Annotated in this window: 26 protein-coding genes and 1 tRNA gene; 13 read left to right on the top strand and 14 right to left on the bottom strand. The window is 63.7% G+C overall.

Annotated features, from left to right (window positions below; translation table 11 throughout):
- The first annotated feature begins 69 nt into the window (after window positions 1–69).
- Window positions 70–552 carry a DUF992 domain-containing protein gene (locus MESCI_RS09085; RefSeq protein ID WP_013529650.1) on the top strand — a complete coding sequence of 161 codons (483 nt, stop codon included), beginning with the start codon at window positions 70–72 and terminating at the stop codon, window positions 550–552.
- A 222-nt stretch (window positions 553–774) separates the two neighbouring features.
- The gene (locus MESCI_RS09080; RefSeq protein ID WP_013529649.1) at window positions 775–2,211 is read left to right on the top strand and encodes an MFS transporter; all 1,437 of its coding nucleotides are present in this window, start codon (window positions 775–777) and stop codon (window positions 2,209–2,211) included.
- Window positions 2,212–2,226: 15 nt separating this feature from the next.
- On the opposite strand, the gene MESCI_RS09075 is transcribed toward MESCI_RS09080, so the two are convergent.
- The 10 genes from MESCI_RS09075 to MESCI_RS09030 all read right to left on the bottom strand — a co-directional run bounded on the left by MESCI_RS09075 (window position 2,227) and on the right by MESCI_RS09030 (window position 11,907).
- Complete coding sequence (locus MESCI_RS09075) at window positions 2,227–2,919, bottom strand: response regulator transcription factor (RefSeq protein WP_013529648.1); 693 nt, start codon at window positions 2,917–2,919, stop codon at window positions 2,227–2,229.
- Window positions 2,916–5,645, bottom strand: a complete 2,730-nt coding sequence (locus MESCI_RS09070; RefSeq protein ID WP_013529647.1) for a sensor histidine kinase — start codon at window positions 5,643–5,645, stop codon at window positions 2,916–2,918. The genes MESCI_RS09075 and MESCI_RS09070 overlap by 4 nt, the downstream gene beginning before the upstream one ends.
- Window positions 5,646–5,699: 54 nt before the next feature.
- Complete coding sequence (gene kdpC / locus MESCI_RS09065; protein ID WP_013529646.1) at window positions 5,700–6,266, bottom strand: potassium-transporting ATPase subunit KdpC; 567 nt, start codon at window positions 6,264–6,266, stop codon at window positions 5,700–5,702.
- A 74-nt stretch (window positions 6,267–6,340) separates the two neighbouring features.
- Entirely contained in the window at window positions 6,341–8,434 is a 2,094-nt protein-coding gene (gene kdpB, locus MESCI_RS09060) for a potassium-transporting ATPase subunit KdpB (RefSeq protein WP_013529645.1), read from the bottom strand.
- Window positions 8,431–8,646 (bottom strand): hypothetical protein, encoded by a 216-nt coding sequence (locus MESCI_RS09055; RefSeq protein WP_013529644.1) that lies wholly within the window; start codon window positions 8,644–8,646, stop codon window positions 8,431–8,433. Before MESCI_RS09055 ends, kdpB begins: the two co-directional genes overlap by 4 nt.
- A gap of 7 nt (window positions 8,647–8,653) precedes the next feature.
- Complete coding sequence (gene kdpA, locus MESCI_RS09050; protein WP_013529643.1) at window positions 8,654–10,357, bottom strand: potassium-transporting ATPase subunit KdpA; 1,704 nt, start codon at window positions 10,355–10,357, stop codon at window positions 8,654–8,656.
- Window positions 10,358–10,377: 20 nt separating this feature from the next.
- Window positions 10,378–10,467: a K(+)-transporting ATPase subunit F gene (locus tag MESCI_RS09045; protein WP_032808122.1), complete on the bottom strand. Its 90-nt coding sequence runs from the start codon at window positions 10,465–10,467 to the stop codon at window positions 10,378–10,380.
- 449 nt (window positions 10,468–10,916) lie between these two features.
- Window positions 10,917–11,219 (bottom strand): DUF982 domain-containing protein, encoded by a 303-nt coding sequence (locus MESCI_RS09040; RefSeq protein ID WP_013529642.1) that lies wholly within the window; start codon window positions 11,217–11,219, stop codon window positions 10,917–10,919.
- Window positions 11,220–11,480: 261 nt separating this feature from the next.
- Complete coding sequence (locus MESCI_RS09035; protein ID WP_013529641.1) at window positions 11,481–11,705, bottom strand: alkylphosphonate utilization protein; 225 nt, start codon at window positions 11,703–11,705, stop codon at window positions 11,481–11,483.
- Window positions 11,706–11,817: 112 nt separating this feature from the next.
- Window positions 11,818–11,907: transfer RNA gene (locus MESCI_RS09030), tRNA-Ser, on the bottom strand.
- A gap of 361 nt (window positions 11,908–12,268) precedes the next feature.
- Between MESCI_RS09030 and MESCI_RS09025 the strand changes: the two genes are divergently transcribed.
- From MESCI_RS09025 to MESCI_RS09005, 5 genes are all read left to right on the top strand, one after another.
- Window positions 12,269–12,973 carry a hypothetical protein gene (locus MESCI_RS09025; RefSeq protein WP_164919868.1) on the top strand — a complete coding sequence of 235 codons (705 nt, stop codon included), beginning with the start codon at window positions 12,269–12,271 and terminating at the stop codon, window positions 12,971–12,973.
- Window positions 12,974–13,278: 305 nt separating this feature from the next.
- On the top strand, window positions 13,279–13,602 hold the full coding sequence (locus MESCI_RS09020; protein WP_013529639.1) for a hypothetical protein: 324 nt from the start codon (window positions 13,279–13,281) through the stop codon (window positions 13,600–13,602).
- Window positions 13,603–13,634: 32 nt separating this feature from the next.
- Entirely contained in the window at window positions 13,635–14,300 is a 666-nt protein-coding gene (msrA, locus tag MESCI_RS09015; protein WP_013529638.1) for a peptide-methionine (S)-S-oxide reductase MsrA, read from the top strand.
- 208 nt (window positions 14,301–14,508) lie between these two features.
- Entirely contained in the window at window positions 14,509–15,498 is a 990-nt protein-coding gene (locus MESCI_RS09010; protein ID WP_013529637.1) for a BMP family lipoprotein, read from the top strand.
- A 115-nt stretch (window positions 15,499–15,613) separates the two neighbouring features.
- Window positions 15,614–16,075, top strand: coding sequence for a GNAT family N-acetyltransferase (locus MESCI_RS09005; protein WP_013529636.1), 462 nt, complete (start codon window positions 15,614–15,616; stop codon window positions 16,073–16,075).
- On the opposite strand, the gene MESCI_RS09000 is transcribed toward MESCI_RS09005, so the two are convergent.
- Together MESCI_RS09000 and MESCI_RS08995 are read right to left on the bottom strand one after the other, a co-directional pair.
- Complete coding sequence (locus tag MESCI_RS09000) at window positions 16,070–16,465, bottom strand: hypothetical protein (protein WP_013529635.1); 396 nt, start codon at window positions 16,463–16,465, stop codon at window positions 16,070–16,072. The genes MESCI_RS09005 and MESCI_RS09000 overlap by 6 nt on opposite strands.
- Before the next feature lie 23 nt (window positions 16,466–16,488).
- Window positions 16,489–16,698: a SlyX family protein gene (locus tag MESCI_RS08995; protein WP_013529634.1), complete on the bottom strand. Its 210-nt coding sequence runs from the start codon at window positions 16,696–16,698 to the stop codon at window positions 16,489–16,491.
- Window positions 16,699–16,925: 227 nt separating this feature from the next.
- Here MESCI_RS08995 and MESCI_RS08990 point away from each other — a divergent pair, with 227 nt between their 5' ends.
- The 6 genes from MESCI_RS08990 (at window position 16,926) to deoA (ending at window position 23,181) form a co-directional block, all read left to right on the top strand.
- A complete protein-coding gene (locus tag MESCI_RS08990) occupies window positions 16,926–18,458 on the top strand; it encodes an ABC transporter ATP-binding protein (RefSeq protein WP_013529633.1) in 1,533 nt (510 codons plus the stop codon).
- Window positions 18,455–19,594, top strand: a complete 1,140-nt coding sequence (locus MESCI_RS08985; RefSeq protein ID WP_013529632.1) for an ABC transporter permease — start codon at window positions 18,455–18,457, stop codon at window positions 19,592–19,594. Before MESCI_RS08990 ends, MESCI_RS08985 begins: the two co-directional genes overlap by 4 nt.
- Window position 19,595: 1 nt before the next feature.
- Window positions 19,596–20,567 (top strand): ABC transporter permease, encoded by a 972-nt coding sequence (locus MESCI_RS08980; RefSeq protein WP_013529631.1) that lies wholly within the window; start codon window positions 19,596–19,598, stop codon window positions 20,565–20,567.
- Between the two features lie 62 nt (window positions 20,568–20,629).
- Window positions 20,630–21,022: a cytidine deaminase gene (cdd, locus tag MESCI_RS08975; RefSeq protein WP_013529630.1), complete on the top strand. Its 393-nt coding sequence runs from the start codon at window positions 20,630–20,632 to the stop codon at window positions 21,020–21,022.
- A 30-nt stretch (window positions 21,023–21,052) separates the two neighbouring features.
- The gene (locus tag MESCI_RS08970) at window positions 21,053–21,862 is read left to right on the top strand and encodes a purine-nucleoside phosphorylase (RefSeq protein WP_013529629.1); all 810 of its coding nucleotides are present in this window, start codon (window positions 21,053–21,055) and stop codon (window positions 21,860–21,862) included.
- Window positions 21,862–23,181, top strand: a complete 1,320-nt coding sequence (gene deoA / locus MESCI_RS08965) for a thymidine phosphorylase (RefSeq protein WP_013529628.1) — start codon at window positions 21,862–21,864, stop codon at window positions 23,179–23,181. The genes MESCI_RS08970 and deoA overlap by 1 nt, the downstream gene beginning before the upstream one ends.
- 90 nt (window positions 23,182–23,271) lie before the next feature.
- Here the strand turns inward: deoA and MESCI_RS08960 are convergent, their stop codons facing one another.
- Both MESCI_RS08960 and upp read right to left on the bottom strand, forming a co-directional pair.
- The gene (locus MESCI_RS08960; protein WP_013529627.1) at window positions 23,272–23,835 is read right to left on the bottom strand and encodes a TIGR02281 family clan AA aspartic protease; all 564 of its coding nucleotides are present in this window, start codon (window positions 23,833–23,835) and stop codon (window positions 23,272–23,274) included.
- A gap of 224 nt (window positions 23,836–24,059) precedes the next feature.
- Window positions 24,060–24,689, bottom strand: a complete 630-nt coding sequence (gene upp, locus MESCI_RS08955) for a uracil phosphoribosyltransferase (protein ID WP_013529626.1) — start codon at window positions 24,687–24,689, stop codon at window positions 24,060–24,062.
- Window positions 24,690–24,791: the final 102 nt, after the last annotated feature.

Below are 24,791 nucleotides of genomic sequence, written 5' to 3'. Positions count from 1 at the left end.
TGACCCCTCACCCCGCGGCGCGGAACCAGATAGGATGGTTCCGCGCCGTTGATTTTTGAGGGGACCATCATGCTGAAGACAGCCATTGCTGCTGCCATATTCGCTACCGTGTTTGTCGGAGCAGCGCAGGCGCAGGACCGAGGCATAGAGCTCGGTACGCTTGACTGTGCCATTGGCGGCGGCACCGGCTTCATCTTCGGCTCGAGCAAGGATCTGAGCTGCACCTTCAACCCCGCCGACAAGAGCTTCGCGCCGGAAGCCTATTTCGGCGCCGTCAACAAATACGGCCTAGACATCGGCACGACGAAGCAGACGGTCATGCAGTGGATCGTGCTGACGCCGCTGAAGAACATCTACGCGCCGGGTGCGCTGGCCGGCGACTACATCGGCGCCAGCGCCGAGGTGACGGCCGCCGTCGGCGCCGGCGCCAATCTCCTGGTCGGCGGCTCCGCTCAGGCCTTCACCTTGCAGCCGCTCAGCTTGCAGACGCAGACCGGCATGAACCTCGCGATCGGCGTCAGCCAGTTCCAGCTGCGCAGCACCGAGAACTGATCGCGCAACGAACCCGCCAATCGGAAAGGCTGCCGCGCGAACGGTCCTCAAAAAACCGCTTGAGCTCAACCCCGGTTGAGGTTTTACAAGCCTGCCCCGAACGCAACAACGCCTCGATGCGGCGCCCGATCCGGCGCTGTCGAACCGCATGGTCCTGCCGGAAAGCCGCACTGGCTTCTGGCGTCCTGCGCTGGCGTCGAGATATGCAAGACAGGGGTGGAAATGACCGGGATCAGCACAAACAAGGTCGACTGGCGCGGATTATGGGCAAGCGGCGACCTGGCGCGCTTCTGCTTCATCAGCCTCGGCATCCTGTTGCACGCCACCAACGAGACGATGGTGGCAACGGTGATGCCGGCCATGGTCGGCGAACTGGCGGGCGTGCAGCTCGTCGGCTGGTCGCTGGCGATCTACGAACTCGGTGCCATCGTTGCCGGCGCGGCCGCCGGACGGCTGGTGAGTTATGTCCCCTTGCGCACCAACATGGTGGTCGCAGCCCTGCTCTACGCAGCAGGCGCCCTGATCTGCGCCACCTCGCCTTCCATGCAACTGTTCCTCGCCGGCCGCCTGATCGAAGGACTTGGCGGCGGTGCGCTGGTGTCGCTGGCCTTCGTCTCGGTCGAACGACTGTTCTCGCGCGCCATCTGGCCGCAGCTTTTCGGCATCATGTCGGCGATCTGGGGCGTCGCCGCCTTCAGCGGACCATTGCTCGGCGCGATCATGACCGAGCTTTTGTCATGGCGCTGGGCCTTCGGCATCTTCACCCTCGGCGGCGCAGCCATGGCGCTGGCAAGTTTCATCGTGCTCGACACGCCGGAGGCGACGAGGCCGAAGGCGAGCGCAGGCGGGGCGCCGCCCTTCCCGTTCGCGGCCCTTGCCTGCCTTGCCGTTGCCGTGGTGCTGATCGCCTCGGCCGGCGTCGACATCGCCTTGCTGCGCTCTTCGCTGCTGATGGCCTTCGGCCTCATCGGCCTGCTGCTGTTCTTCACCATCGACGCGCTGAAGCCGCTTTCGCGGCTGTTCCCGGCGCGGCTGTTCTCATGGCGCACGCCGGTCGGCGCCGGCATGACCATGGTTGCCGCCTTTTCGGTGGCCACCTGTTCCTTCGGCGTCTACGGGCCGCTGCTGCTGACCAGCCTTCACGACATTCCGCTGCTGACCACCGGCTACATCATCGCCGCCGAATCGATCGCCTGGTCGATCCTGTCGATCCTGGTCGCCAACGCGCCGCCGCGGCGCGAGCGGCTGATTATCATCGGCGGCGCGGTGATGATCGCGGCCGGCATCGCCGGCTTTGCCTACACGATACCCCTGGGTTCCATCCCGCTCATCCTGATCTGCGCCCTCTTGCAAGGCGGCGGCTTCGGCATCGCCTGGCCGTTCCTGACACGCGTCATCGTCGCCTCCGCCCCGAAGAGCGAGCAGACCATCGCCTCGGCGGCGGTGCCGACCATGCAGCGCATCGGCTACGCCGTGGGTGCAGCCCTTGCCGGCATCGTCGCCAATGCCAGCGGCTTTTCGCAAGGTTTGAACCACGACGCGGCGGCGAATGTCGCGTCCTGGCTGTTTCTTGCCTTCGTCCCGCTCGGCATTGTCGGCTGTCTCGCGGCCTTGCGGATTTCCAGGCCGCTTGGCCAGCAGCTGGAAGCTACTGGCTAGAAGCGCCCAACCCGCTCATTCGACCTCGCGCAGGCGGTAGCCGACGCCGGTCTCGGTGGTGATGTAGCGCGGCTGGTCGGGGCTCTTCTCGATCTTCTGCCTGAGCTGCCGCACATAGACCCTGAGATACTGCACGTCGGTCGAGTCGCCCCAGACCTGCTTCAACAGGAAATGGTGGGTCAGCACCTTGCCGGCGTGCTGCACCAGCATGCGCAGGATGTCGTATTCCTTCGGCGACAGCTTTACCTCCTTGCCCTCGACCTTGACGATGCGCTTGACCAGATCGACGCTGAGATCGCCGGTCTGGAAAATCGGCTTCTCTCCCTGCTGCTGGAACTTGTGGCGGAGCGCCACGCGGATGCGTGCGACCAGTTCGTTCATGCCGAAGGGTTTGGTGACATAGTCGTCCGCGCCGAGCTCCAGGGCCTGGACGATACCGGCCTCGTCGGTCCGGCTGGACAGGATGACCACCGGAATGTCGAGGCCGTCGTCGCGCCATTTGCGCAGCAACTCATGGCCACTCATGCCGGGCAGGCCAAGGTCGAGCAAGACGAGGTCCGGCTTCTCCGCCTCCATCAGCTCGATGGCCGCCCTGGCATTCGGCGCCTCGCTGATCGCGTAGCCCTGGCTGCCGAGGCCGACGCGCAGCAGCTTGCGGATCGGCGGCTCGTCATCGACGACCAGTATCCTGACGTTCGAGTTTGTCATGCCAGGTCACCCACATCGTCGGTATTCGAAGCGTCGAAATTGGGCGGATTTGCCGGCTTGGGCATTTTGATGGTGAAGACCGCGCCCGAACCGTCGGTCCGGTTTGCCGCCGTGATCGTGCCACCCATCGCCTCTATGAAGCCGCGGCAGATCGACAGGCCGAGCCCGGTGCCGGCGCGGATCTGGTCGCGCTTGCGCACCCGGTAGAAGGTGTCGAAAATCCGTTCCAGATCGCCGGGAGGAATGCCCGGCCCTTCATCCATGATCTGCAGCAGGACGGAGCCATTGTCGGTCCAGCCTTGGACGCGGATCGTCGAGCCGGCCGGGGCATATTTCGCCGCATTGTCGAGAAGATTGAACAACGCTTGCTCGAACAGCACCGGGTCGACCTTCAACATCGGCAAATCCCTGGGAATGTCCGTCTCGATCTTGTGCTCGCCGATGATTTTCCTGGCCCTTTGCAGGGCGGAGCCGACGATGTCGCCGACATAGTGAAAGGCGTAGTTCGGCTCCATCGCGCCGGACTCGATCTTGGTCATGTCGAGCAGATTGGCGATGAAGCGGTTCAACCGCTCGGATTCGTCGAGCACCGTCGACAGCAGTTCGGCCCGGTCCGGTTCGGGAAGTGCTGCTGAAAAATCCCGCAGCGTGCCAGCGGCGCCCATGATGGCGGCGAGCGGCGTCTTCAGATCATGGGAAATGGAGGTGAGCAGCGCCGAGCGCAGCCTGTCCGCCTCGGCGGCGAGCTTGGCCCGGTCGACGTCGGCGACCAGTTGGATACGCTCGATAGCGACCGCCGCCTGGTCGGCCAATGCGTCGAGAAGCCGCTGCTGCTCGGGCGTCAGCAGCGGCCCCTGCTTGTCGTTGTCGAGGCCGACGACCCCGATGGCCGTGCGTCCTGTCCGCAAGGGCAGATAGAGGCGCTTGGCGCCCGGAAGCGTGTCGGCGCCGCGACCCGCGGCACGATTATGCTCCCAGGCCCAGCGGGCGGCGGCGATGTCGGCTTCGGCCAGCGTGTCGTCAGGCGGATAGCCGGCCTTGACGGTGATCGTCCCGTCTTCCGGCAAAAGCAGCACCACGCGCAGCTTCAGCATCGAGGCGATCTGGAAGGCGGTGGCCCAGAGAACGTCGTCCAGCGTCCCGGCGCCGGCGAGCTTCTTCGAAAAGAGGTAGATATCCTCGGTCGCCCGCGCCCGCGAGCGGGCGGCGACCGCCTGGCGCTGCACGCGCGCCGTCAGATTGCTGGCAATGACCGCAACGACGAGAAAGACGCCAAGCGCGACGATGCTCTCCGGATCCCTGATCGTCAGCGTATAGCGCGGCTCCAGGAAGAAATAATTGAAAGCAAGGGCGCTGACGAAACAAGCATACAGAGCCGGCCACAGGCCGCCGGTCACCGCCGATGCCAGCACCCCGATGAGCAGAATGATCGCCAGATTGCGAACGTCGAGAAACTGATCGAGAAGGACGGCGAAGGCGAGCGAGCCGATGACAAAGGCCGTCGCCTTGAGATAGGGCCGGATTTCGAACTGCCGCTGCTCGTCGGCCGCCTTGACGCTCCGCGACGCCGCCTCGGTGCCGCGTTCGCTTCCCGAAATGACATGGACGCTGATATCGCCGGCATTGCGGATGAGATCGTAGGTGAGCGAGCCTTCGATCAATTCGCGCCAGCGCGACCGGGTCGGCCTGCCCACGACGATATGGGTAAAATTGTTCGCCGTCGCATAACGCACGATGTCCTGCGCCACATTCTGACCCGGAATGGTCGTCACCTCGGCGCCAAGCTGCTGGGCAAGGCGCAGGTTCGTCGCCAGCCGGTCCTTGTCATCCTCGGGCATGCTGGCCGAGCGCGTGCTGTCGACGTGCAGCGCCGTCCAAGGAGCACGCAGCCGGTCGGCCAGCCTGCGTGCATAGCGCACGCGGGCCGCTCCTCCAGGTCGCGCGTCGAGGCAGACGAGGACCCTTTCGCCTGCCGCCCACGGTCCGGGAATGGCGTGCGCCTGCATATGGATGAGCAACTGGTCGTCGACACGCTGCGCGGTGCGGCGCAGCGCCAGTTCCCTGAGCGCCGTCAGATTGCCCGGTGAGAAATAGTTCTCGATCGCGCGCTGCGCGGTGTTGGGGAAATAGACCTTGCCTTCCTCGAGCCGCTTGATCAGGTCGTCGGGGGTGAGATCGATGATCTCGACATCGTCGGCCTGGTCGATGATGGAATCGGGAACCGTCTCGCGGACCCTGACCTTGGTGATCTGGGCGACGACGTCGTTCAGGCTTTCGACATGCTGGATGTTGAGCGTCGTATAGACGTCGATGCCGTGCGTCAGGATCTCCTGGACGTCGAGGTAGCGCTTGGGATGGCGGCTGCCGGGCGCATTGGTGTGGGCGAGTTCGTCGACAAGAACCAGCGCCGGGCGCCGGGCGAGGATGGCATCGATATCCATCTCGTCGAGGATGCGCCCCTTGTAGTCGACCTTGCGGCGGGGAATGACCTCATAGCCCTCGACCAGGGCCAGCGTCTCCTTGCGGCCATGCGTCTCGACGACGCCGATCACCACATCCACGCCGTCGGCCAGCCTGGCGCGGCCCGACATCAGCATCTCATAGGTTTTGCCGACGCCGGGTGCCGCGCCGAGGAAAATTCTCAGGCGGCCGCGACCCTCCCGCTCGGCATGGTCAAGCAGTGCGTCGGGCGAGGGTCTGGTGTCGCTGCTTCTGTCGTCAGGCATCGGGATCGATCATGGATGGCGCCGGGGGTACTGTCGATCCCCGGCCGCCGCCATTCACTCTTTCGCTACGTCCAGCGCAAGGTTGAGGCCAAGCACATTGACCACAGGCTCGCCCATGAAGCCGAGTTCCCTGCCCTCGACTTGGGCATCGACAAGCGCCTTGACCCTGGCTTCCTCGATGCCCCTGGCCTTGGCCACCCGGGCGACCTGGAAGTAGGCGGCTTCCGGGCTGATGTCGGGATCGAGGCCACTGCCGGACGTCGTCACCAGATCCATCGGCACAGGCTGGTTCGGGTTTTCCGCTTTCAACTTCTCGGCCTCGCCCTTGATACGATCGATCAGCTTGGGATTGGTCGGACCGAGATTGCTGCCGCTCGAGGCGGCTGCATTGTAGCCGTCGCCGGCAGCCGAGGGGCGGCCGTGGAAATACTTGTCGCTGGCAAACCCCTGGCCGATCGATTCGGAGCCGATGATCTTGCCGTCCCTCTCGACCAGGCTGCCATTGGCCTGCCGCGGAAACAGCGCCTGGGCGATGCCGGTCATGCCCAGGGGATAGATCAGGCCGGTCAGGACCGTGAAGAAGACGATCATGATGATCGCGGGTCTTATCTGGGTGAGCATGGAGATGTTCCTCAAAGCAATTCCAGGAAAAGTGTGAAGCGGTTTTCCCTAGGGAATTGCGTTAAAACAAAGAGTTAAGCGAGGCCAAGCGTGGTGACGATCATGTCGATCGCCTTGATGCCGACGAAAGGCACGATGAGGCCGCCGAGGCCGTAGACGAGAAGATTGCGGCTGAGCAGCGCGCCGGCGCCGATGGCCCGATATTTGACGCCCTTCAGCGACAGCGGGATCAGCGCGATAATGATCAGCGCGTTGAAGATGATGGCCGACAGGATGGCACTCTGCGGCGTCGCCAGATGCATGACGTTGAGTGCCTGCAGCGGACCGGTCGTCTGTCCCGGTGCGACGTAGAAGACGGCGAACATCGCCGGGATGATGGCGAAATATTTGGCGACGTCGTTGGCGATCGAGAAGGTCGTCAGCGAACCCCGCGTCATCAAGAGCGCCTTGCCGATCTCGACGATCTCGATGAGCTTGGTCGGATCGCTGTCGAGATCGATCATGTTGCCGGCCTCGCGGGCGGCGACCGTGCCGGTGTTCATGGCGACACCGACATCGGCTTGCGCGAGGGCCGGCGCATCGTTGGTGCCGTCGCCGCACATGGCAACCAGCTTGCCCTTGGCCTGTTCGTCGCGGATCAGCTTCAGCTTGTCCTCCGGTGTGGCCTGGGCGAGGAAGTCGTCGACGCCGGCTTCCGCGGCGATCGCCGCCGCCGTCATCGGGTTGTCGCCGGTGATCATCACCGTGCGGATGCCCATGCGGCGCAGTTCGGTGAAGCGCTCCCTGATGCCGCCCTTGACGATGTCCTTGAGGTGGATGACGCCGAGCAGGCGGCCGTCGCGTTCGACCGCCAGCGGCGTGCCGCCGGACTTGGCGATCTCGTCGGCGATGGCCTGGAGATCCCTGACGGTATCGCTGCCGGGCCGCGTGGCATGGGCTGCGACCGTCGATTGGTTGACATGGGCAAGCACGGAATCCACGGCGCCCTTGCGCACCGACGAACCATCGATGTCGACGCCGCTCATACGGGTCTGTGCTGTGAAGGGCACGAAGGTGGCGTGCAGCGTTGCCATGTCGCGGGCGCGGATGGCGTATTTCTCCTTGGCCAGCACGACGATGGAACGGCCTTCCGGCGTTTCGTCGGCGAGCGAGGCAAGCTGGGCCGCGTCGGCCAGTTCCTGTTCGGTGACGCCCTTGACCGGGCGGAACTGCGTCGCCTGGCGGTTGCCGAGCGTGATCGTGCCGGTCTTGTCGAGCAGCAGCGTGTCGACGTCGCCTGCGGCTTCCACGGCGCGACCCGACATGGCCAGCACGTTGAATCGCACCAGACGGTCCATGCCCGCGATGCCGATGGCCGAAAGCAGCGCCCCGATCGTGGTCGGGATCAAGGTGACGAACAGCGCCACCAGAACGGTCACCGAAATATAGCCGCCCGAATAGGAAGCAAAACTCGGGATCGTCGCGGTCGCCAGCACGAAGATCAGCGTCATGCCGACGAGCAGGATGTTGAGCGCGATCTCGTTCGGCGTCTTCTGGCGCTCCGCACCTTCGACCAGCGAGATCATGCGGTCGAGGAAGGTGTGGCCGGAAGCCGCCGTGATGCGCACGCGAACCCAGTCGGACAGCACCTGCGTGCCGCCGGTGACCGCCGAACGATCGCCGCCGGATTCGCGGATCACCGGCGCGGATTCGCCCGTGATCGCGGCCTCGTTGACCGAAGCGACGCCTTCGATCACTTCGCCGTCGGACGGGATGATGTCGCCGGCCTCGACCAGCACGGCATCGCCGACCTTGAGGCTGGTGCCGGGCACAAGTTTGTATTTGGTGCGGTCTTCACCGGTCAAAAGCTTGGCCTTGGTCTCGGTGCGTGCCTTGCGCAGCGAATCCGCCTGCGCCTTGCCGCGGCCTTCTGCGACCGCTTCGGCGAAGTTGGCGAACAGCACGGTGAACCAAAGCCAGATGATGATCTGCAGCGTGAAGCCGAGATTGCCGCCGCCTGAGACCAGGTCCTTGACGAACAGCACCGTGGTGAGCGCCGAGACGACGGCAACGACGAACATCACCGGGTTCCTGGCCAGCGTGCGCGGGTCGAGCTTGCGGAAGGCGCCGCCGATGGCGGGAAGCAGGATGCCGGCATCCATGATGCTGGCTGATTTCGAGTTGCTCATTTTGAAGCTCCGGCTTCGGTGTTGTTGGACGGCACCGGATGATCGGATGCCGAAAAGAGATGGGGCGGCCCGTAGGCCAGCAGCCAGAGGACGAGCATGACTGCCGCAAGGCCGAGAAACGTCGATAGGGTCGGGAAAGGAGGAGGTCCCTCCTCCTTTCCGTGATCGTCCCTGTGGGCGACCTTGCGGCGCATGGCATTGAACCACGACATGGCGGCCTCAGAAGGTCTGCCCGTGAGCCATCGCCAGGTGCTCGATGATCGGTCCGACGGCGAGCGCGGGGAAGAAGGTGAGGCCACCGACGATCAGGATGACGCCGATCAGCAGCCCGACGAACAGCGGGCCGTCGGTCGGGAAGGTGCCGGCGGAGGCCGGAACCGTTTTCTTCGCCACCAGCGAGCCGGCAATGGCCAGCGCCGGGATGATGACCAGGAAGCGGCCCATCAGCATGCCGATGCCGATGGTGATGTTGTACCAGGGCGTGTTGCCGCTGAGGCCGCCAAAGGCCGAACCGTTGTTGGCCGCCGCCGACGTGTAGGCATAGAGGACCTCGGAGAAGCCATGCGGGCCGGCATTGCCCATCGACGCCACGCCGGTCGGCAGCACGACGGCGATGGCCGTGAAGATCAGCATCGCCAGCGGCAGGCACAGTATGGCCAGCATCGCCATCTTGACCTCCTTGGCCTCGATCTTCTTGCCGAGATACTCGGGCGTGCGACCGGCCATCAGGCCGGCGACGAAGACGGCGACGACGATGTACATCAGGATGCCATAGAGGCCCGCGCCGACACCGCCGACGATGACTTCGCCAAGCTGCATGTTGATGATCGGGATCATGCCGCCGAGCGCCGTGAACGAGCCGTGCATGGCGTTGACGGCGCCGCAGGAAGCGGCCGTGGTGATGACGGCAAACAGCGCCGACAAGGCGATGCCGAAACGTGTCTCCTTGCCCTCCATGTTGCCGCCGTCGATGCCCAGCGCATGCACCAGCGGGTTGCCGGCGGCTTCCGCCCAGTAGCAGATGGCGACACCGGCGATGAACATGACGCCCATGGCCGAGAGGATCGCCCAGCCCTGGCGCTGGTTGCCGATCATGCGGCCGAAGACATTGGTCAAGGCGGCGCCGATGGCGAAGATCGACACCATCTGGATCAGGTTGGAGATCGCGTCGGGGTTCTCGAACGGGTGCGCGGCATTGGCGTTGAAGAAGCCGCCGCCATTGGTGCCGAGCATCTTGATGGCCACCTGCGAAGCGACCGGGCCGACGGCGATGGTCTGCTGCGCGCCTTCGAGCGTCGTGGCGTTGACATAGGCGCCCAGCGTCTGCGGCATGCCGAGCCAGACATAGGCCAGCGTCAGCACGACGCAGAACGGCAGCAGCAAATAGAGTGTGGAGCGGGTCATATCGACCCAGAAATTGCCGATCGACTTGCCCGAAGCCCGGGCAAAGCCGCGGATCAGCGCGATGGCGATGGCAATGCCCGTGGCCGCCGAAACGAAGTTCTGCACCGTCAGCCCGGCCATCTGCACGAGATAGGACATCGTGCTCTCGCCACCATAGTTCTGCCAGTTGGTGTTGGTCATGAAGCTGGCGGCGGTGTTGAAGGCGAGCCCTGGTTCAACCGCTGTCATGCCGGCCGGGTTGTAGGGCAGGCTGCCCTGCAGGCGCTGCAGGGCGTAGAGCACCAGGAAGCCGGCGAGGTTGAAGAGCAGCAGGGCGACCGCGTAGGTGGTCCAGTGCTGTTCCTCCCGTTCGCTGGTTCCGCAAACACGGTACAGCCCGCGCTCGAGCGGGCCGAAGAGGGGCGAGAGCAGCGTCCGGTCGCCGTCGAAGACGCGGTGCATGTAGCCGCCGAGCGGCTTCACCAGCAATATCACGATCCCGCAATAGACCAGGATCTGTATCCAACCGTTCAGTGTCATGGCTGTGGCTTTCCGTGCCTTCAGAAGCGTTCTGGACGAACGAGCGCGTATGTCAGGTAGGCGAGCAGGAACAGCGTCACGCCGCCACCGAGAATATAGTCGACGATCATTTTTTCAGCCTCACTCTAGAGCGCGTCGCAAACTTTGATGTAGGCGAAACAAAGGGCGAAGAACAAAATTCCGATCCCGATAACGGATATATCCATTGTGTTATTCCTTTTGTTCTTTTGTACTTTGCGAATTCGACAGGAGATTTCGCAATATCTCGAAATTGTCCCGTCGTATCTTTGGCGACGAAACCGAATGTGTTTTCTGAAGGGAATATGGACCCGATCGCCATAAAGGTTCGAGACGGGGCGCAGTGGAAAGAAATAGGAATTTCATAAAGATTTTTGCGCGGGCTCTTCCCAACACTCCACGCAGGGATTGTCGCGCAAGGCAGGCGGCCAGCCACAGGATTGCGATTTGCTTGCGAGCTGCCGGAAACGGGAAAGCCCGGCTGGGGCCAGCCGGGCCTTCTATGGTGGTGTGGCTTTAGCCGCGCGGAGGGTATCGATCTTCAGGCGGCGTAGCCGCCATAGCCACGCGCAACGGCGTGCACGCCCGCCACCGGCTCGAGGTCCGGCCACAGGATACAAGAAGCTTGCGCAAACTGGACGAGCGCGTGGCGGGCCTGCTCGATGGTCACATAGCCTGGGATGGCGAGTTCACATGCTTCCACCGCGTTGCGGTAGAGCGGGCCGCGGCGGGAGGTCGTCCAATTGGTGAGGAAGTCGTGCATTTCGGCCAGCGACGCAATCTCGCGTTTGAAGCCAAGGCCGACCGAGAGTGCGACCGGGGAATGAAACAGCTTGTCGTGCATGAAGCGGGCTCCTGGTTTTTTTGCGCGCTTGGAGAGATATCCGGGCGGATCCGCGAACGGGACGCCGTGAAACGCGCAACGAGGCCGGAGGTTCCAGACTTGGGTCTTGGCAGTTTTTTGATTGTGCCTGGTCGGCGAAATTATCAATTTCGCAGCGCAACGATCGCGTGCCGGACGCTCAACGGCTCCGCAGTCCACTTGGCGACGGCAGGCTCTCCAAAATCCCGAAGGAGCCATCGAGATCGCTTGCCGCCCTGAGGCTCACGCCTTCTTCACGAACTCGGTCTTGAGCACCAGGCCTTTCACTTGCTTGGTGTTGCATTCGATCTCGCCGGGATTGCCGTTCAGGCGGATAGCCTTCACCAACGTGCCGCGCTTGATCGTTTCCGAAGTGCCTTTGACTTTGAGGTCCTTGATCAGCGTGACGGAATCGCCGTCATTCAATTGAGCGCCATTGCTGTCGCGCACGATTACATCGTTCGGCATGCCATCTCCTGTGATTGGCAGGTTTTTAGGGCAGAGCGCGGCGGGATGTTTACCGCCCTGCTTCGCGCAAAGGCTCGGGCTTGTCCTGCGAAGCTCGTAGAGCGAAGCAGGATGGCGGAGAGAGCGGGATTCGAACCCGCGTTACGGTCTCCCGTAAACACACTTTCCAGGCGTGCGCCTTCAACCACTCGGCCACCTCTCCGTCCATGCATGTCGCGTCGGCCGGTTTTGCCGCGCGGGTTGGGGAGATGCACCTCCCTTGGGGCAAGACGGAACTTTCGCCATCGGCGTCGCCAACCAGCAAACGCCTTCCCCTGCACCTGAGCCGTCGAAGCAACAGGCGCGGGGCTCATCTAGTCGATCCGACGGCGAATGCCAAGCCATAACGGCAGTCTATTCGCTTTGCCGGCCACACAGTCTTTCACGAGGCCGCCGGCATGCCCGTTTTTGCGGGCGCCGCCGCTGCAATGGTGTGCACAGGCAGGACCGCAGGGACGGCCGCCCTTGACTTCCCCCGGAGTTGCCTGTCGGGTGCCAAGGCTTTGCGGGGGCATTGTGCGGACATGACATCGAGCAATGGACAGACGCCAGTCAGGCGGCCGGACAGCGGACTGTCCTTCGTGCCGGTGGGCTGGCTTGTCTTCGTCATGGCGTGGTCAGTCTACGGCCTGATCTCCGTCTGGCCCGCGGTCGGCGCCACCGGCCTGCCAGACAGCGTGCTTTACCTTATCTATGGCGGGCTCGTCGTCGACATCGTCACCATCCTGTGGGGGCTTTACCTGCTCGGCCTCGCCTTCGGCCGCTCGGCCCGCTTCCCACGCCAGTTCACGATCTGGCAGATTGCCATAATCGTCGGGCTGCTGGTCATCCATGCCTATGCCCCTACGGTGCCGGGATTCGTCTTCTCGGGCCAGGCGCTTGTCATCACCGGCGCCGAAATCGCCATCGGCGCGCTCTGCATCTATCTGCTGCGCCATGGATCCGAAGCCGATGCCGTTTATGTCAATCCGAAAACCGAGAGCCCATCGGCCTTCGTCTCGGTCATCGCCGCGCTGCTCGGCATCGTCCTGGGCGCGGTCATCGGCGCCGTGGGCGGATTCGCCATCGGCTCGGTGATCGCCGATGCCACCGAGATGAGCTGTTTCGAGGGCGCCTGCGGCTATTTCGCCGTGTTCACCGGCCTGGCCGGTCTGGTGATCGGCGCCATCGGCGGCGGCGTCTTTGCTGTCTGGCGTGTCCACCGGCACAAAAGGAAGCCGGCCGCATAATTCGCGCGGGCAACAAATCCGGGTTCACACGGTCTTTGGAGACTTCGCCGGCGCGTCGGTTTGCGAGCACCAAACGCAAAACCCGCCTGTGCGGCGGGTCATCGGCGCAACTCGACGCCATACCGAAATCATTAGCATAGCTGCCCTCACATGTCAATGAAAAGCGACCCGACTGACTGTCGTCCGGCCCTCCGTTGACCTGAGTTTGGAGTCTGCAAATTCGCGTATGGCGATTGCGATCCAGCCATGCGCATTCTATCTCTGAAAAGTCCCTCGGGAGAGGACCAGCCCGGAGGAGGGTTCTGATGTTTCGCTTCGTCTTTCGTCTTGCCGCAATGGTCGCGCTGTCGATTTCCGTCATCATGGCGGTGCTCGACGCGACACGCACAGTGGCGGCCTCCGTGCTGGTGCTGACCCCGCTCAACAGCAGTTGGCTGGCGGTCTCGCCCGACACGCGGGCCGCCTTCGAGACCTTCATCCGAACCAAGACCAGCCCGCTGCTGTGGGATGGCGCCATCGCCTGGGTGCTGAACCAGCCGGGCTTCGCCGTGTTCGCGGTGCTGGCTTTCCTGCTCTATGCGATAGGCTACAGGCGGCAACGTCGCGCCGGACAGTTCGTCGCAAACTGATCCGCTTTCCGCGAAGAGAGGGAAACCCGCGCATGTTCTTTCTCAGCGATATGCTGAACAAGAAGCTCAATCTGCCGAAGCCCTCCGAGGCCCTGCCGGGCCGCGCCAGGGCGATCCCGACCGCATCCAGGCACAAGGTCTTGAAAAGACCGCTCAAGGGTCCTTATCCCGAGGGGCTGGAGACGGCCATGTTCGGGCTCGGCTGCTTCTGGGCTGCGGAGCGGCTGTTCTGGCAGATCGAAGGCGTCTGGGTCACCGCGGCCGGCTATGCCGGCGGCTTCACGCCCAATCCGACCTATCAGGAGACCTGCACCGGGCTAACCGGTCATGCCGAAGCGGTGCTGGTGGTTCATGACCCCGGGATCGTCTCCTATGCTGGGCTTCTGAAGCTGTTCTGGGAAAGCCACGATCCCACGCAGGGCATGCGCCAGGGCAATGATGTCGGCACCGCCTATCGCTCCGCGATCTACACGAGCGACGAGGCGCAACTGTTGGCGGCGAGCGCCTCGCGCGATGCGTATGAGACCTCGCTGCGCGGTGCCGGCCACGGCAGGATCACCACCGAGATCGCCCCGGCGGCCGAATTCTACTTCGCCGAAGCCGATCACCAGCAATATCTGGCAAAGAACCCTTACGGCACGTGCAACCTCAAAGGCACCGGTGTCGCTTGCGCCATCCCTGCCGCCGCCTCCGCCTGACACTTGGCGCAAGGACAAGCTGCGGTGCGGCTTGCCTGCACCAAGCTTTTCCAAAAGGTCAAAATTCCGCGTGAATTTTGTTTCGGGCCATGCCAGATTGCCGCCGAGCGGGAGGGAATACACTCCTGGCTGACGTCGCATGCCTGCCGGAGAACCGGGCCGGCATGCGGTGCGTAACGGAAAAAATAACCGACAGGGTGTGGATCACATGAAACGTATCGTTCTCGGCCTCCTGGCCGCAACCGCAATGGTTCTTCCGGCTTTCGCCGCGGATGTCCAGCCGGCCATCCTCTATGATCTCGGCGGCAAATTCGATAAATCCTTCAACGAGGCTGCCTATCACGGCGCCGAGAAATTCAAGACGGAAACCGGCACGGCCTACGTCGAATTCGAGGTCTCCAATGCCTCGCAGCGTGAGCAGGCGCTGCGCCGCTTCGCCGAGGACGGCCACAACCCGATCGTCATGGCCGGCTTCGCCTGGGAGGATGCGCTGAAGAAGGTCGCGGCCGAATATCCCGATCTCAACTTCGCCATCATCGACGACGCCGTCGACATGCCCAATGTCCGCTCGCTGGTATTCAAGGAAAACGAAGGCTCCTATCTCGTCGGCATCATGGCGGCGATGGCCTCGAAGTCGAAGAAGGTCTCCTTCGTCGGCGGCATGGACATCCCGCTGATCCGCAAGTTCGAATGCGGCTATGTCGGCGGTGCCAAATCGGCCGGCGCGACCGATGTCATCCAGAACATGACGGGTGACACGCCGGCTGCCTGGAACGATCCGGCCAAGGGCGGCGAGATCGCCAAGACGCAGATCGACCAGGGCTCCGACGTGGTCTATGCCGCGGCAGGCGGCACCGGCGTCGGCGTGCTGCAGGCGGCGGCAGATGCCGGCAAGCTCGGCATCGGCGTCGATTCCAACCAGAACGGCCTGCAGCCCGGCAAGGTACTGACCTCGATGCTGAAGCGCGTAGACGTCGCCGTCTACACCGCCTTCATGGACGGCAAGAACGGCACCTTCAAGGGCGGCGTCGAGAATCTCGGCCTCAAGGAAGGCGGCGTCGACTACGCCATGGACGAAAACAACAAGGCGCTGGTGACGGACGAGATGAAGGCGGCCGTCGAAAAAGCCAAGGCCGACATCATTGCCGGCAAGGTCGAAGTACACGACTATACGACTGACAACGCCTGCCCCTATTGAGCGGCACGAACACACAGCCATGATCTGCAAACCGCCGGGCGCCAGCCCGGCGGTTTTGCCTTTACCGGATCGAGCGAAACCTTCGCTCCGTGCCGGACACCGTTTCGAGATACAGATGCAGCCGACGATCGGACCCATGGGCGAGCACGACGTAGCAGCGGTCGCGCAACTGCGCCTGTCTGCCTTTTTCGAGGGAACCGGAAGGACTCTCGGGGAAGATGCTGCAGGGCTTCGCGACTTGATCGCCGGTGACGGTTTCGAGGCGGCATTCGTGGCCCGGATCGGCGACACCCCGGTCGGGACATGCCTGCTGGTCCGCCACGAATTGGAGCCCGCGCATGATCTGACGCCATGGCTGGCCGGGTTGGTTGTCGATGCAAGGTATCGACGCCAAGGCATCGCCACCGCGCTGGTCAAGGCAACGGAAGCCCATGCGGCGTCACGGGGCGTCGAGATGCTCTATCTCTACACATGGGATGCGCGTGGTTTCTACGCGGCCCTCGGCTGGAACATCGTTGAGATATGCAGTTCGGACGGCGAGACGATGGCTCTGATGTCTCGCCGGCCTCGCCTATAGCAGCTTCGCGACGAGACAACCGAGCGCGAACGCCACCATCAGTCCGGCGGCAACCACAAATCCACGCCGGCCGCCCAGCGCGTGGACGCCGACGCCGTATGGCCGCTGCGACAGGCTTCGGATCACGGTTGGCGGCCTGGCGTCGCTCAGGCCAGAACTACGCATCTGCGGCAGCTCGCCAATGCGCTGCGTGATCTGCTTCCAGCGCTCTTCGCCATCCCCCGGTTCGGCACGGTCGAAGACGTGCATGCGCTCGGCAAGTCGCACGACCTCGTCGCGGAAGGCCGGGTCGATCTCCAGATCACGTTCGGCCCGTTCGCGCTCCGCATCGTTCATCAGGCCACGCACATAGTCGCTGGCCCGTGCAATGCGATCGCTTTCACTGGCCATGGCGTGCGCCCTTCCCTTTTTCCTCACCAGTGCGGCGGCTTGGTTACAGGCACTTCATCTCCCGTCTGCTCCTCCAGCGCCAGGAAACGATCCGTCAGCGCGTCGAGCTTGCGCTGCATGCGCTCGATCACTTTCCACTGCTCGGCGATCTGGCCGGACAGTTCCTCGATGGTCTTCTCCTGCTCGGCGGCGCGGATTTCCAGCGTCGTCAGCCGGTCGGCGGGTATGGTCATGTGAATTCCCCAGTCTTCACCGCGATGTCTTGCGCCGCGATGTCTTGCGCCGCAATGCGAATTTCGGCTCCGTCATACTAGCGAATGTGAAGGCCCCGGCCACGTTGCAAATTGACAAGCGCACCGGGATTTGTCGAGAGTGAACCTGCTCCGCCAATTGGCACGGGCGGAGCGTCATGCTAGGCGTTTTGACCAAGCGATAAAAAAATAAGAGTGGGACAGGCTGCATGGCGCAAGCCGCAATCGAGTTGATCGGCATCAACAAGAGTTTTGGTGCGGTGCGCGCCAACCGGGACATCAATCTTGAGATCGGTCGCGGCACGATCCACGGCATTGTCGGCGAGAACGGCGCTGGCAAGTCGACGCTGATGTCGATCCTCTACGGCTTCTACCAGGCCGACAGCGGCGAGATCCGCGTTGGCGGCCAGCCGGCTTCGATCAAGACCCCCAATGACGCCATCGCGCTCGGCATCGGCATGGTGCATCAGCACTTCATGCTGGTCGACAATTTCACAGTGCTGGAGAACGTCATCCTCGGCGCCGAAAGCGATGCGCTCTTGAAGAAGAGCATCGCCAAGGCGCGCTCCGAACTGGAGCGGCTGGAGCGTGAATACGGGCTGGAAGTCGATCCCGATGCAATCATCGAGGAACTGCCGGTCGGCCTGCAGCAGCGTGTCGAGATCCTGAAGGCGCTCTATCGCGGCGCCGAGATCCTGATCCTCGACGAACCGACGGGCGTTTTGACGCCGGCCGAGGCCGACCATCTGTTCCGCATCCTTCGGCAGTTGAAGGACCAGGGCAAGACGGTGGTGCTGATCACCCACAAACTGCGCGAGATCATGGCCATCACCGACACGGTGTCGGTCATGCGCCAGGGCACGATGGTGGCAACCCGCGAGACCAGGAAGACGACTGTCGAGGAACTGGCCGAGCTGATGGTTGGCCGGCGCGTGCTCTTGCGGGTCGAGAAGGGCGAGGCAGAGGCCGGCGCCGTCAAGCTCGCAGTCAAGAACCTGACGGTCAGGGATACGCGCGGCGTCACCATGGTCGACGACATCTCCTTCGATATCAGGGCCGGCGAGATCGTCGGCATCGCCGGTGTCGCCGGCAACGGACAATCCGAACTGCTCGAGGCGATTTCCGGCATCAGGCGTGCCGTTTCCGGCTCGGTCATGCTGGATGGCAAGCCGATCGACCTGACCGGTGCCGCCGACCCCGGAGAGTTGCGCGACCGTGGCCTGGCGCATGTGCCGGAGGACCGCCATCACGTCGGGCTGGTGCTGGCCTTCGAGGAGAACGAGAATTCGATCCTCGGCTATCACGATGATCCCCGCTATTTGAAGGGGCCGTTCCTCAACATCGATGCCATCCGCAACGATGCCAGGGACAAGATCGCCAAATACGACATCCGCCCGGCCGACTGCCGGCTGAAGACCGCCAATTTCTCCGGCGGCAACCAGCAGAAGATCGTGCTGGCACGGGAGATGGAACAGGACCCGGGCGTGCTGATCGTCGGCCAGCCGACACGCGGCGTCGATGTCGGCGCCATCGAGTTCATCCACAAGCGCCTGATCGCCATGCGCGATCAGGGCAAGGCGGTGCTGGTGGTGTCGGTCGAGCTGGACGAGATCCGTTCGCTGTCCGACCGTATCCTGGTGATGTTTGCCGGCCGCATCGTCGGCGAGCGCGGCTCCGAAGCGACCGAAGGCGAGCTCGGCCTGCTGATGGCCGGCATCGAGCACCAGGAGGCAGCACTTTGAGCACGCCTTACGCCAAACTACCGGCCTGGGCCGACTATGGCCTGATCCCGCTGATCAATCTGTTCGTCGCCTTCGTCGTCGCCGGCTTCGTCGTGCTTCTCGTCGGCGAGAATCCGTTGCGCGCCGCCGTCATCCTGGTCGAAGGCGCCTTCGGCAAAGGCACTGGCATCGCCTTCACCCTGTTTTATGCCACCACCTTCATCTTCACCGGGCTTTCGGTGGCGGTTGCCGCGCATTGCGGCCTGTTCAACATCGGCACCGAGGGGCAGGCCTACATCGCCGGCCTTGGCATCGCCATCGTCTGCCTGAGCTTCGACAGTACACTGCCATGGTGGCTGACCTTCCCGCTGGCGATCATTGCTGCGGCGGCGGTGGGCGCATTGTGGGCGCTTATCCCGGCCTATCTGCAGGCCAAGCGCGGCTCGCACATCGTCATCACCACCATCATGTTCAACTTCATCGCCGCCTCGATCATGGTTTACCTGCTGGTCGGCCCGTTGAAGCCAGCCGCCTCGCAAGCGCCGCAGACGCGCAACTTCCTCGCCGGCGCGGAACTGCCCAAACTCAACTGGATCATCGAGCTGTTCGGCGCCAAGATCCGTTCGGCGCCGCTCAACGTCACCTTCCTGCTGGCGCTGGTCATGGCCTTCCTGGTCTGGCTGCTGATCTGGCGCACCAAGCTCGGCTACGAGATGCGCACCTACGGTCACAGCCCGAAGGCGGCACGCTATGCCGGCATTTCCGAAACCCGCATCATCATCACCGCCATGATGATCTCGGGCGCACTGGCCGGCATGATGGCGCTCAATCCGGTGATGGGCGATCAGCACAATGTCGCCATCGACTTCGTTTCCGGCGCCGGCTTCGTCGGCATCGCCGTGGCGCTGATGGGCCGCCTGCACCCTTTCGGCATCGTATTGGCGGCGGTCCTGTTCGGCATGCTCTACCAGGGCGGCGCCGAACTCGCCTTCGAGATGCCGGCAATCAGCCGCGACATGATCGTCATCATTCAAGGCCTGGTGATCCTGTTTGCCGGTGCCCTCGAGCACATGTTCCGGCCCTACATCCAGGCGCTGTTTGCCTCGTTCAGTCCGCGATCGGTCGGCATGGAAGCGGTCAAGGGGAAAGGTGCCTGAGATGGATGTGTTCAACGCGATCATCCAGACACTGGACTCCACCATCCGCCTCTCGGTGCCGCTGCTGCTTGCCTGCCTCGCCGGGCTCTATTCGGAACGCGCCGGCATCTTCGACATCGGCCTCGAAGGCAAGATGCTGGTCGGCGCCTTTGCCGGTGCGGCGGCCGCTTCCGTATTCCATTCGGCCTTTCTCGGCCTCGGCATGGCGGTCGTGATCTCGGTCGCCTTCGCCATGATCCACGGCTTTGCCTCGATCACTCATCGCGGCAACCAGATCGTCTCCGGCGTGGCGATCAATTTCATCGCCGCCGGCTCGACCATCATCCTCGGCCAGGCCTGGTTCCAGCAGGGCGGGCGCACGCCGGCGCTGCAACCGGGCGAGCGCTTCGAGGCCATCACCTTGCCGGGCGCCGAGGCCATCCGCGACGTGCCGATCATCGGACCGATCTATGCCGAACTCCTGTCGGGCCACTCGATCCTGGTCTATCTTGCCTTCCTGATGGTGCCGTTCACCTGGTGGGTGCTGTTTCGCACCCGCTTCGGCCTGCGCCTTCGCGCCGTCGGCGAGAACCCGGCCGCCGTCGACACCGCCGGCATCTCGGTCGCCTGGCTGCGCTACCGGGCGCTGATCTGCACCGGCATCCTCACCGGCATCGCCGGCGCCTATCTGTCGATGGTGCAGAATGGCGGCTTCGTGAAGGACATGACCGCCGGCAAGGGCTATATCGCGCTGGCCGCGCTGATCTTCGCCAAGTGGAAACCGGTCAACGCCATGTTCGCCTGCCTGCTGTTTGGCTTCCTGGACGCTGCGTCGATCCGCCTGCAAGGATCCCCGCTGCCCATCATCGGCAAGGTGCCGGCGCAGTTCATGCAGGCGTTGCCCTACATCCTCACCGTCATCCTGCTCGCCGGCTTCATCGGCAAGGCCATTCCGCCACGCGCCGGCGGCGTGCCTTACGTCAAGGAACGCTGAGCCGGAGCGACGCGGCGGCTTGGTGCCGGGTTTTGGACACGATCATCGGAGAGAACATTTGAATGTCGCATGATCTGTTCGAGGCCGCCAAGGCCGCCATGGCCAAGGCCTACGCGCCCTATTCGAAGTTTCCGGTCGGCGCTGCCCTGCGCACCGAGGACGGTCGCGTCTTTACCGGCGCCAACATCGAAGTCGCCTCCTATCCGGAAGGCTGGTGCGCCGAGACCACGGCGCTCGGCCACTACATCATGGGCGGCGGCGGCAAGATCGTGGAAATCGCCGTGCTTGCCGAACGCATGGCCAAATGCTCGCCTTGCGGCGGCTGCCGCCAGCGGCTTGCCGAATTCTGCCGGCCGGAAACAAAGCTCTATCTCTGCGACAATGCGGGTGTGGCCGAAACCGTGACCATGGGCGACATGCTGCCTTACGGCTTCCGCGGCGATATTTTGAAATGAGCAACAGGCTCAAATGAACAGCTGGCAACGATGACGGAAAAAGCCCTGGATCATCTCGTCGAAAAGCTGGACGGCCTGGCGCCGGCCACGGCACTGGTGCTCGGCTCGGGCCTCGGCGGTCTGGTCGACCAGATCGAGAACCCGATCCGCATCTCCTATGCAGACCTGCCCGGCTTTCCCAGAAGCGGTGTCACCGGGCACGCCGGCGAAGTGGTGGCAGGGCTGTTTGCCGGCGTGCCGGTGCTGCTGCTGTCGGGCCGTGCCCATTACTATGAGCACGGCAACGCCGCGGCGATGCGGCCGGTGCTGGAAGTGCTTGCCGGCATCGGCATCACGAAACTGATCCTCACCAATGCCGCCGGCTCGGTCGATCCGGACATGCCGCCGGGCTCGGTGATGCTGATATCGGACCACATCAATTTCTCGGGCACCAACCCGCTGATCGGCGAACCAAGCGACCGGCGTTTCGTCGGCCTGACCGAAGCCTATGATGCCGGCATCCGCCAGGCCATCGAACGGGCGGCAAAAGCGACCGGCACCACCCTGCACAAGGGCGTCTATATGTGGTTCTCCGGCCCATGCTTCGAAACGCCGGCCGAAATCCGCATGGCGCGCATCATGGGCGCCAATGCGGTCGGCATGTCGACCGTACCGGAGGTCATTCTCGCCCGCTTCCTCGGACTGCGCGTCGCCGCCTGTTCGGTCATCACCAATCTGGCGGCCGGCATGACCGGGGCCGAGCTTTCGCACCAGGAGACCAAGGACATGGCGCCGGTCGGCGGCGCGCGGCTGGCGACGATCCTGCAGCGCGTGTTCCGCGACGGACTGCTGGAGATCTGATGCTTCCCCAGGAAATCATCCGCCGCAAGCGCGATGGCCTCAGGCTGTCGGAGGAGGAGATCGCCGGCTTCGTCGCGGGCGTGACGTCAGGCGCCGTTACCGACGGCCAGGCCGGCGCCTTCGCCATGGCGGTGTTCTTCAACGGCATGAACCGCGACGAGGCCGTGGCGCTGACGCTGGCGATGCGCGATTCCGGCGATGTGCTCGACTGGTCTGACCTGCCTGGCCCGGTCACCGACAAGCATTCGACCGGCGGCGTCGGTGACAATGTCTCGCTGATGCTGGCGCCGATCGTCGCCGCCTGCGGCGCCTATGTGCCGATGATCTCGGGCCGTGGCCTTGGCCACACCGGCGGTACGCTGGACAAGATGGATGCCATCCCGGGCTACATCAGCCAGCCCGATGTCGCGCTGTTTCGCAAGGCGGTGCTCGAAACAGGCTGTGCCATCATCGGCCAGACCGCCGACCTCGCGCCCGCCGATCGACGACTCTATGCGATCCGCGACGTCTCCGGCACGGTCGAATCGGTGCCGCTGATCACCGCTTCGATCCTGTCGAAGAAGCTGGCGGCCGGGCTGCAATCGCTGGTGCTCGACGTCAAGGTCGGCAACGGCGCCTTCATGGAAAAATCGCGCGACGCCACCGCACTCGCCAACAGCCTGGTTGAGATCGCCAACGGCGCCGGACTGAAGGCCTCGGCGTTGATCACCGGCATGAACGAGCCGCTGGCGTCGGCCGCCGGCAACGCAGTCGAGGTGCGCAACGCCGTCGATTTCCTCACCGGCCGGTATCGTGACCGTCGGCTCGAAGATGTGACGCTGGCGCTGGCCGCCGAAATGCTGCAGTGGGCCGGGCTGGTGTCGTCCAACCAGGATGGCATGCGGCGCGCCACCGAGACGCTCGCCAGCGGCCGCGCCGCCGCCACTTTCGCACGCATGGTGGCCGCGCTTGGCGGCCCCGCCGATTTCATCGAGAAACCGGAAAAATATCTGCCTGCGGCGGCGATCGAACTTGCCGTCAAGGCGACCGCAAATGGCTTCGTCATCGGCATCGCCACCCGCGACGTCGGGCTCGCTGTGGTCGGCCTGGGAGGCGGACGCACGCGACCGGACGACAAGGTCGACCCCGCGGTCGGTATCACCAGGCTGTTGCCGGTCGGAGCCGAGGTTCGGGCTGGCGAGCCGTTGGCGCTGGTCCATGCCCGCTCATTGGCCGATGCCGAGGCCGCCGCCGACGCCGTGCTTTCAGCCTATACGGTCGGCGCTTCGAAGCCGGCCGCCGACAAGTCGGTCATCCGGCGGATTCTGCCGCGCGGCTAATGCAGGTCGCCCAAATGTGCGCAGCGGTTTTGGGAAAACGACATGCATAAAATCAAAGACCAAAGGCGCCTCGAACGCGACGCGCTTTAGTTACTGAACGAGCAGAAGCGTGCCGTTCTCGACCTGGTATTTGTCGAGCCGGTTGAGGAAGCTCATGCCGATCAGATTGGTGCGCAGCGCCCTGTCGTCGAGCACGATGGTCTGGACGTCGTTGACCGTGATGTTGCCGATCTGCAGGCGGTCGATCATGGCCACAGCCGCCTTGATGGTGCCGTTGGCGGTGTTGACCTCGCGGTTGAAGTCGGAAGCGTTCAGCGACAGGCCGATCCTGCGTGCCGTCGAAATGTTGATGGCGACCAATGTAGCGCCGGTGTCGATCATGCCGTCGACCTGACGTCCGTTGAGCTTGAAGGGTGACGAGAAATGCCCGCGTTCGTCTGCCGCGACGAGGACCTTGCGGCCCATCGGCAGCGGTGCCGCGGGCTTGTTGGGCACCGATGCCAGATTGACGTTCGGCTGGGCTTCGACCGCTTGTTTGCCCGGCACCGCCGACCTCAGCAGGTTTTCGACAAGTTGCGGATTCGACTGATACACAATCGGTATCGATGCCGATGTACCGGCGAAAACGGCGAGGATCAGAAGTTTGCGCAGCATGGATCGGCCTCGCCGCATGACCCCGAAAATCGGGAACGATTTTCGGAAAGGCTCATGCACAAAATCAAAGTGCTACAGCGTCCTTTGCGCGTCCGAAACGGACGCGCGGCGCTGTAGTGACAGCCGATCGTTAAGCCCGGATGGTGTTTGCCGCTTTAACGCGCGCCAAAACCGCGCCTTTGCGTAAATATTTGGTAAATCGTACCAGGCGACTTGGTCTGATATTACTTGGTCCCGTACATGCGGTCGCCGGCGTCGCCGAGGCCGGGCATGATGTAGCCCTTCTCGTTGAGCTGGCGGTCGATCGAAGCGGTGAAGACGGGAACGTCCGGATGCGCCTTGATGAAGCGCTCGATGCCTTCGGGCGCCGCCAGCAGGCAAAGGAAACGGATGTTGGTGGCGCCGCGCTCTTTCAGCTTGTCGATCGCCGCGATCGCCGAATTGGCGGTGGCCAGCATCGGATCGACGACGATCACCAGCCGGTCGGCGAGGTCGCTCGGCGCCTTGAAGAAATATTCGACCGCCTCCAGCGTTTCGTGATCGCGGTAGAGACCGACATGGGCGACGCGCGCCGCCGGTACCAGGTCGAGCAGGCCTTCCAGCAAGCCGTTGCCGGCGCGCAGCACCGAGGCGAAGACCAGTTTCTTGCCCTCGAGCGTCGGCGCTTCCATCGTTTCCATCGGCGTTTCGATGGTCGTCGTCGTCAGTTCGAGATTGCGGGTGACCTCGTAGCCGAGCAGCAGCGAGATTTCGCGCAGCAGCCGGCGGAAGCCCGCCGTCGAGGTTTCCTTCTTGCGCATGATGGTCAGCTTGTGCTGGACAAGCGGGTGGTCGACGACGGTGACGCCCTGCATGGTGTTCTCCTGATGCCTGCGCCCGAAAATGCGCGCATCGCCCTTTCGGACGCGCCGCTTCAAGCTGCCTGGGCGAACCCTAGCGGCAATGCGCCGGCCAAG

Origin of the sequence: Mesorhizobium ciceri biovar biserrulae WSM1271 (assembly GCF_000185905.1) — a bacterium.
Taxonomy (GTDB): Bacteria; Pseudomonadota; Alphaproteobacteria; order Rhizobiales; family Rhizobiaceae; genus Mesorhizobium; species Mesorhizobium ciceri.
Note: the sequence above shows the minus strand (reverse complement) of the source record. Positions and strands in the feature narration are given on the sequence as shown.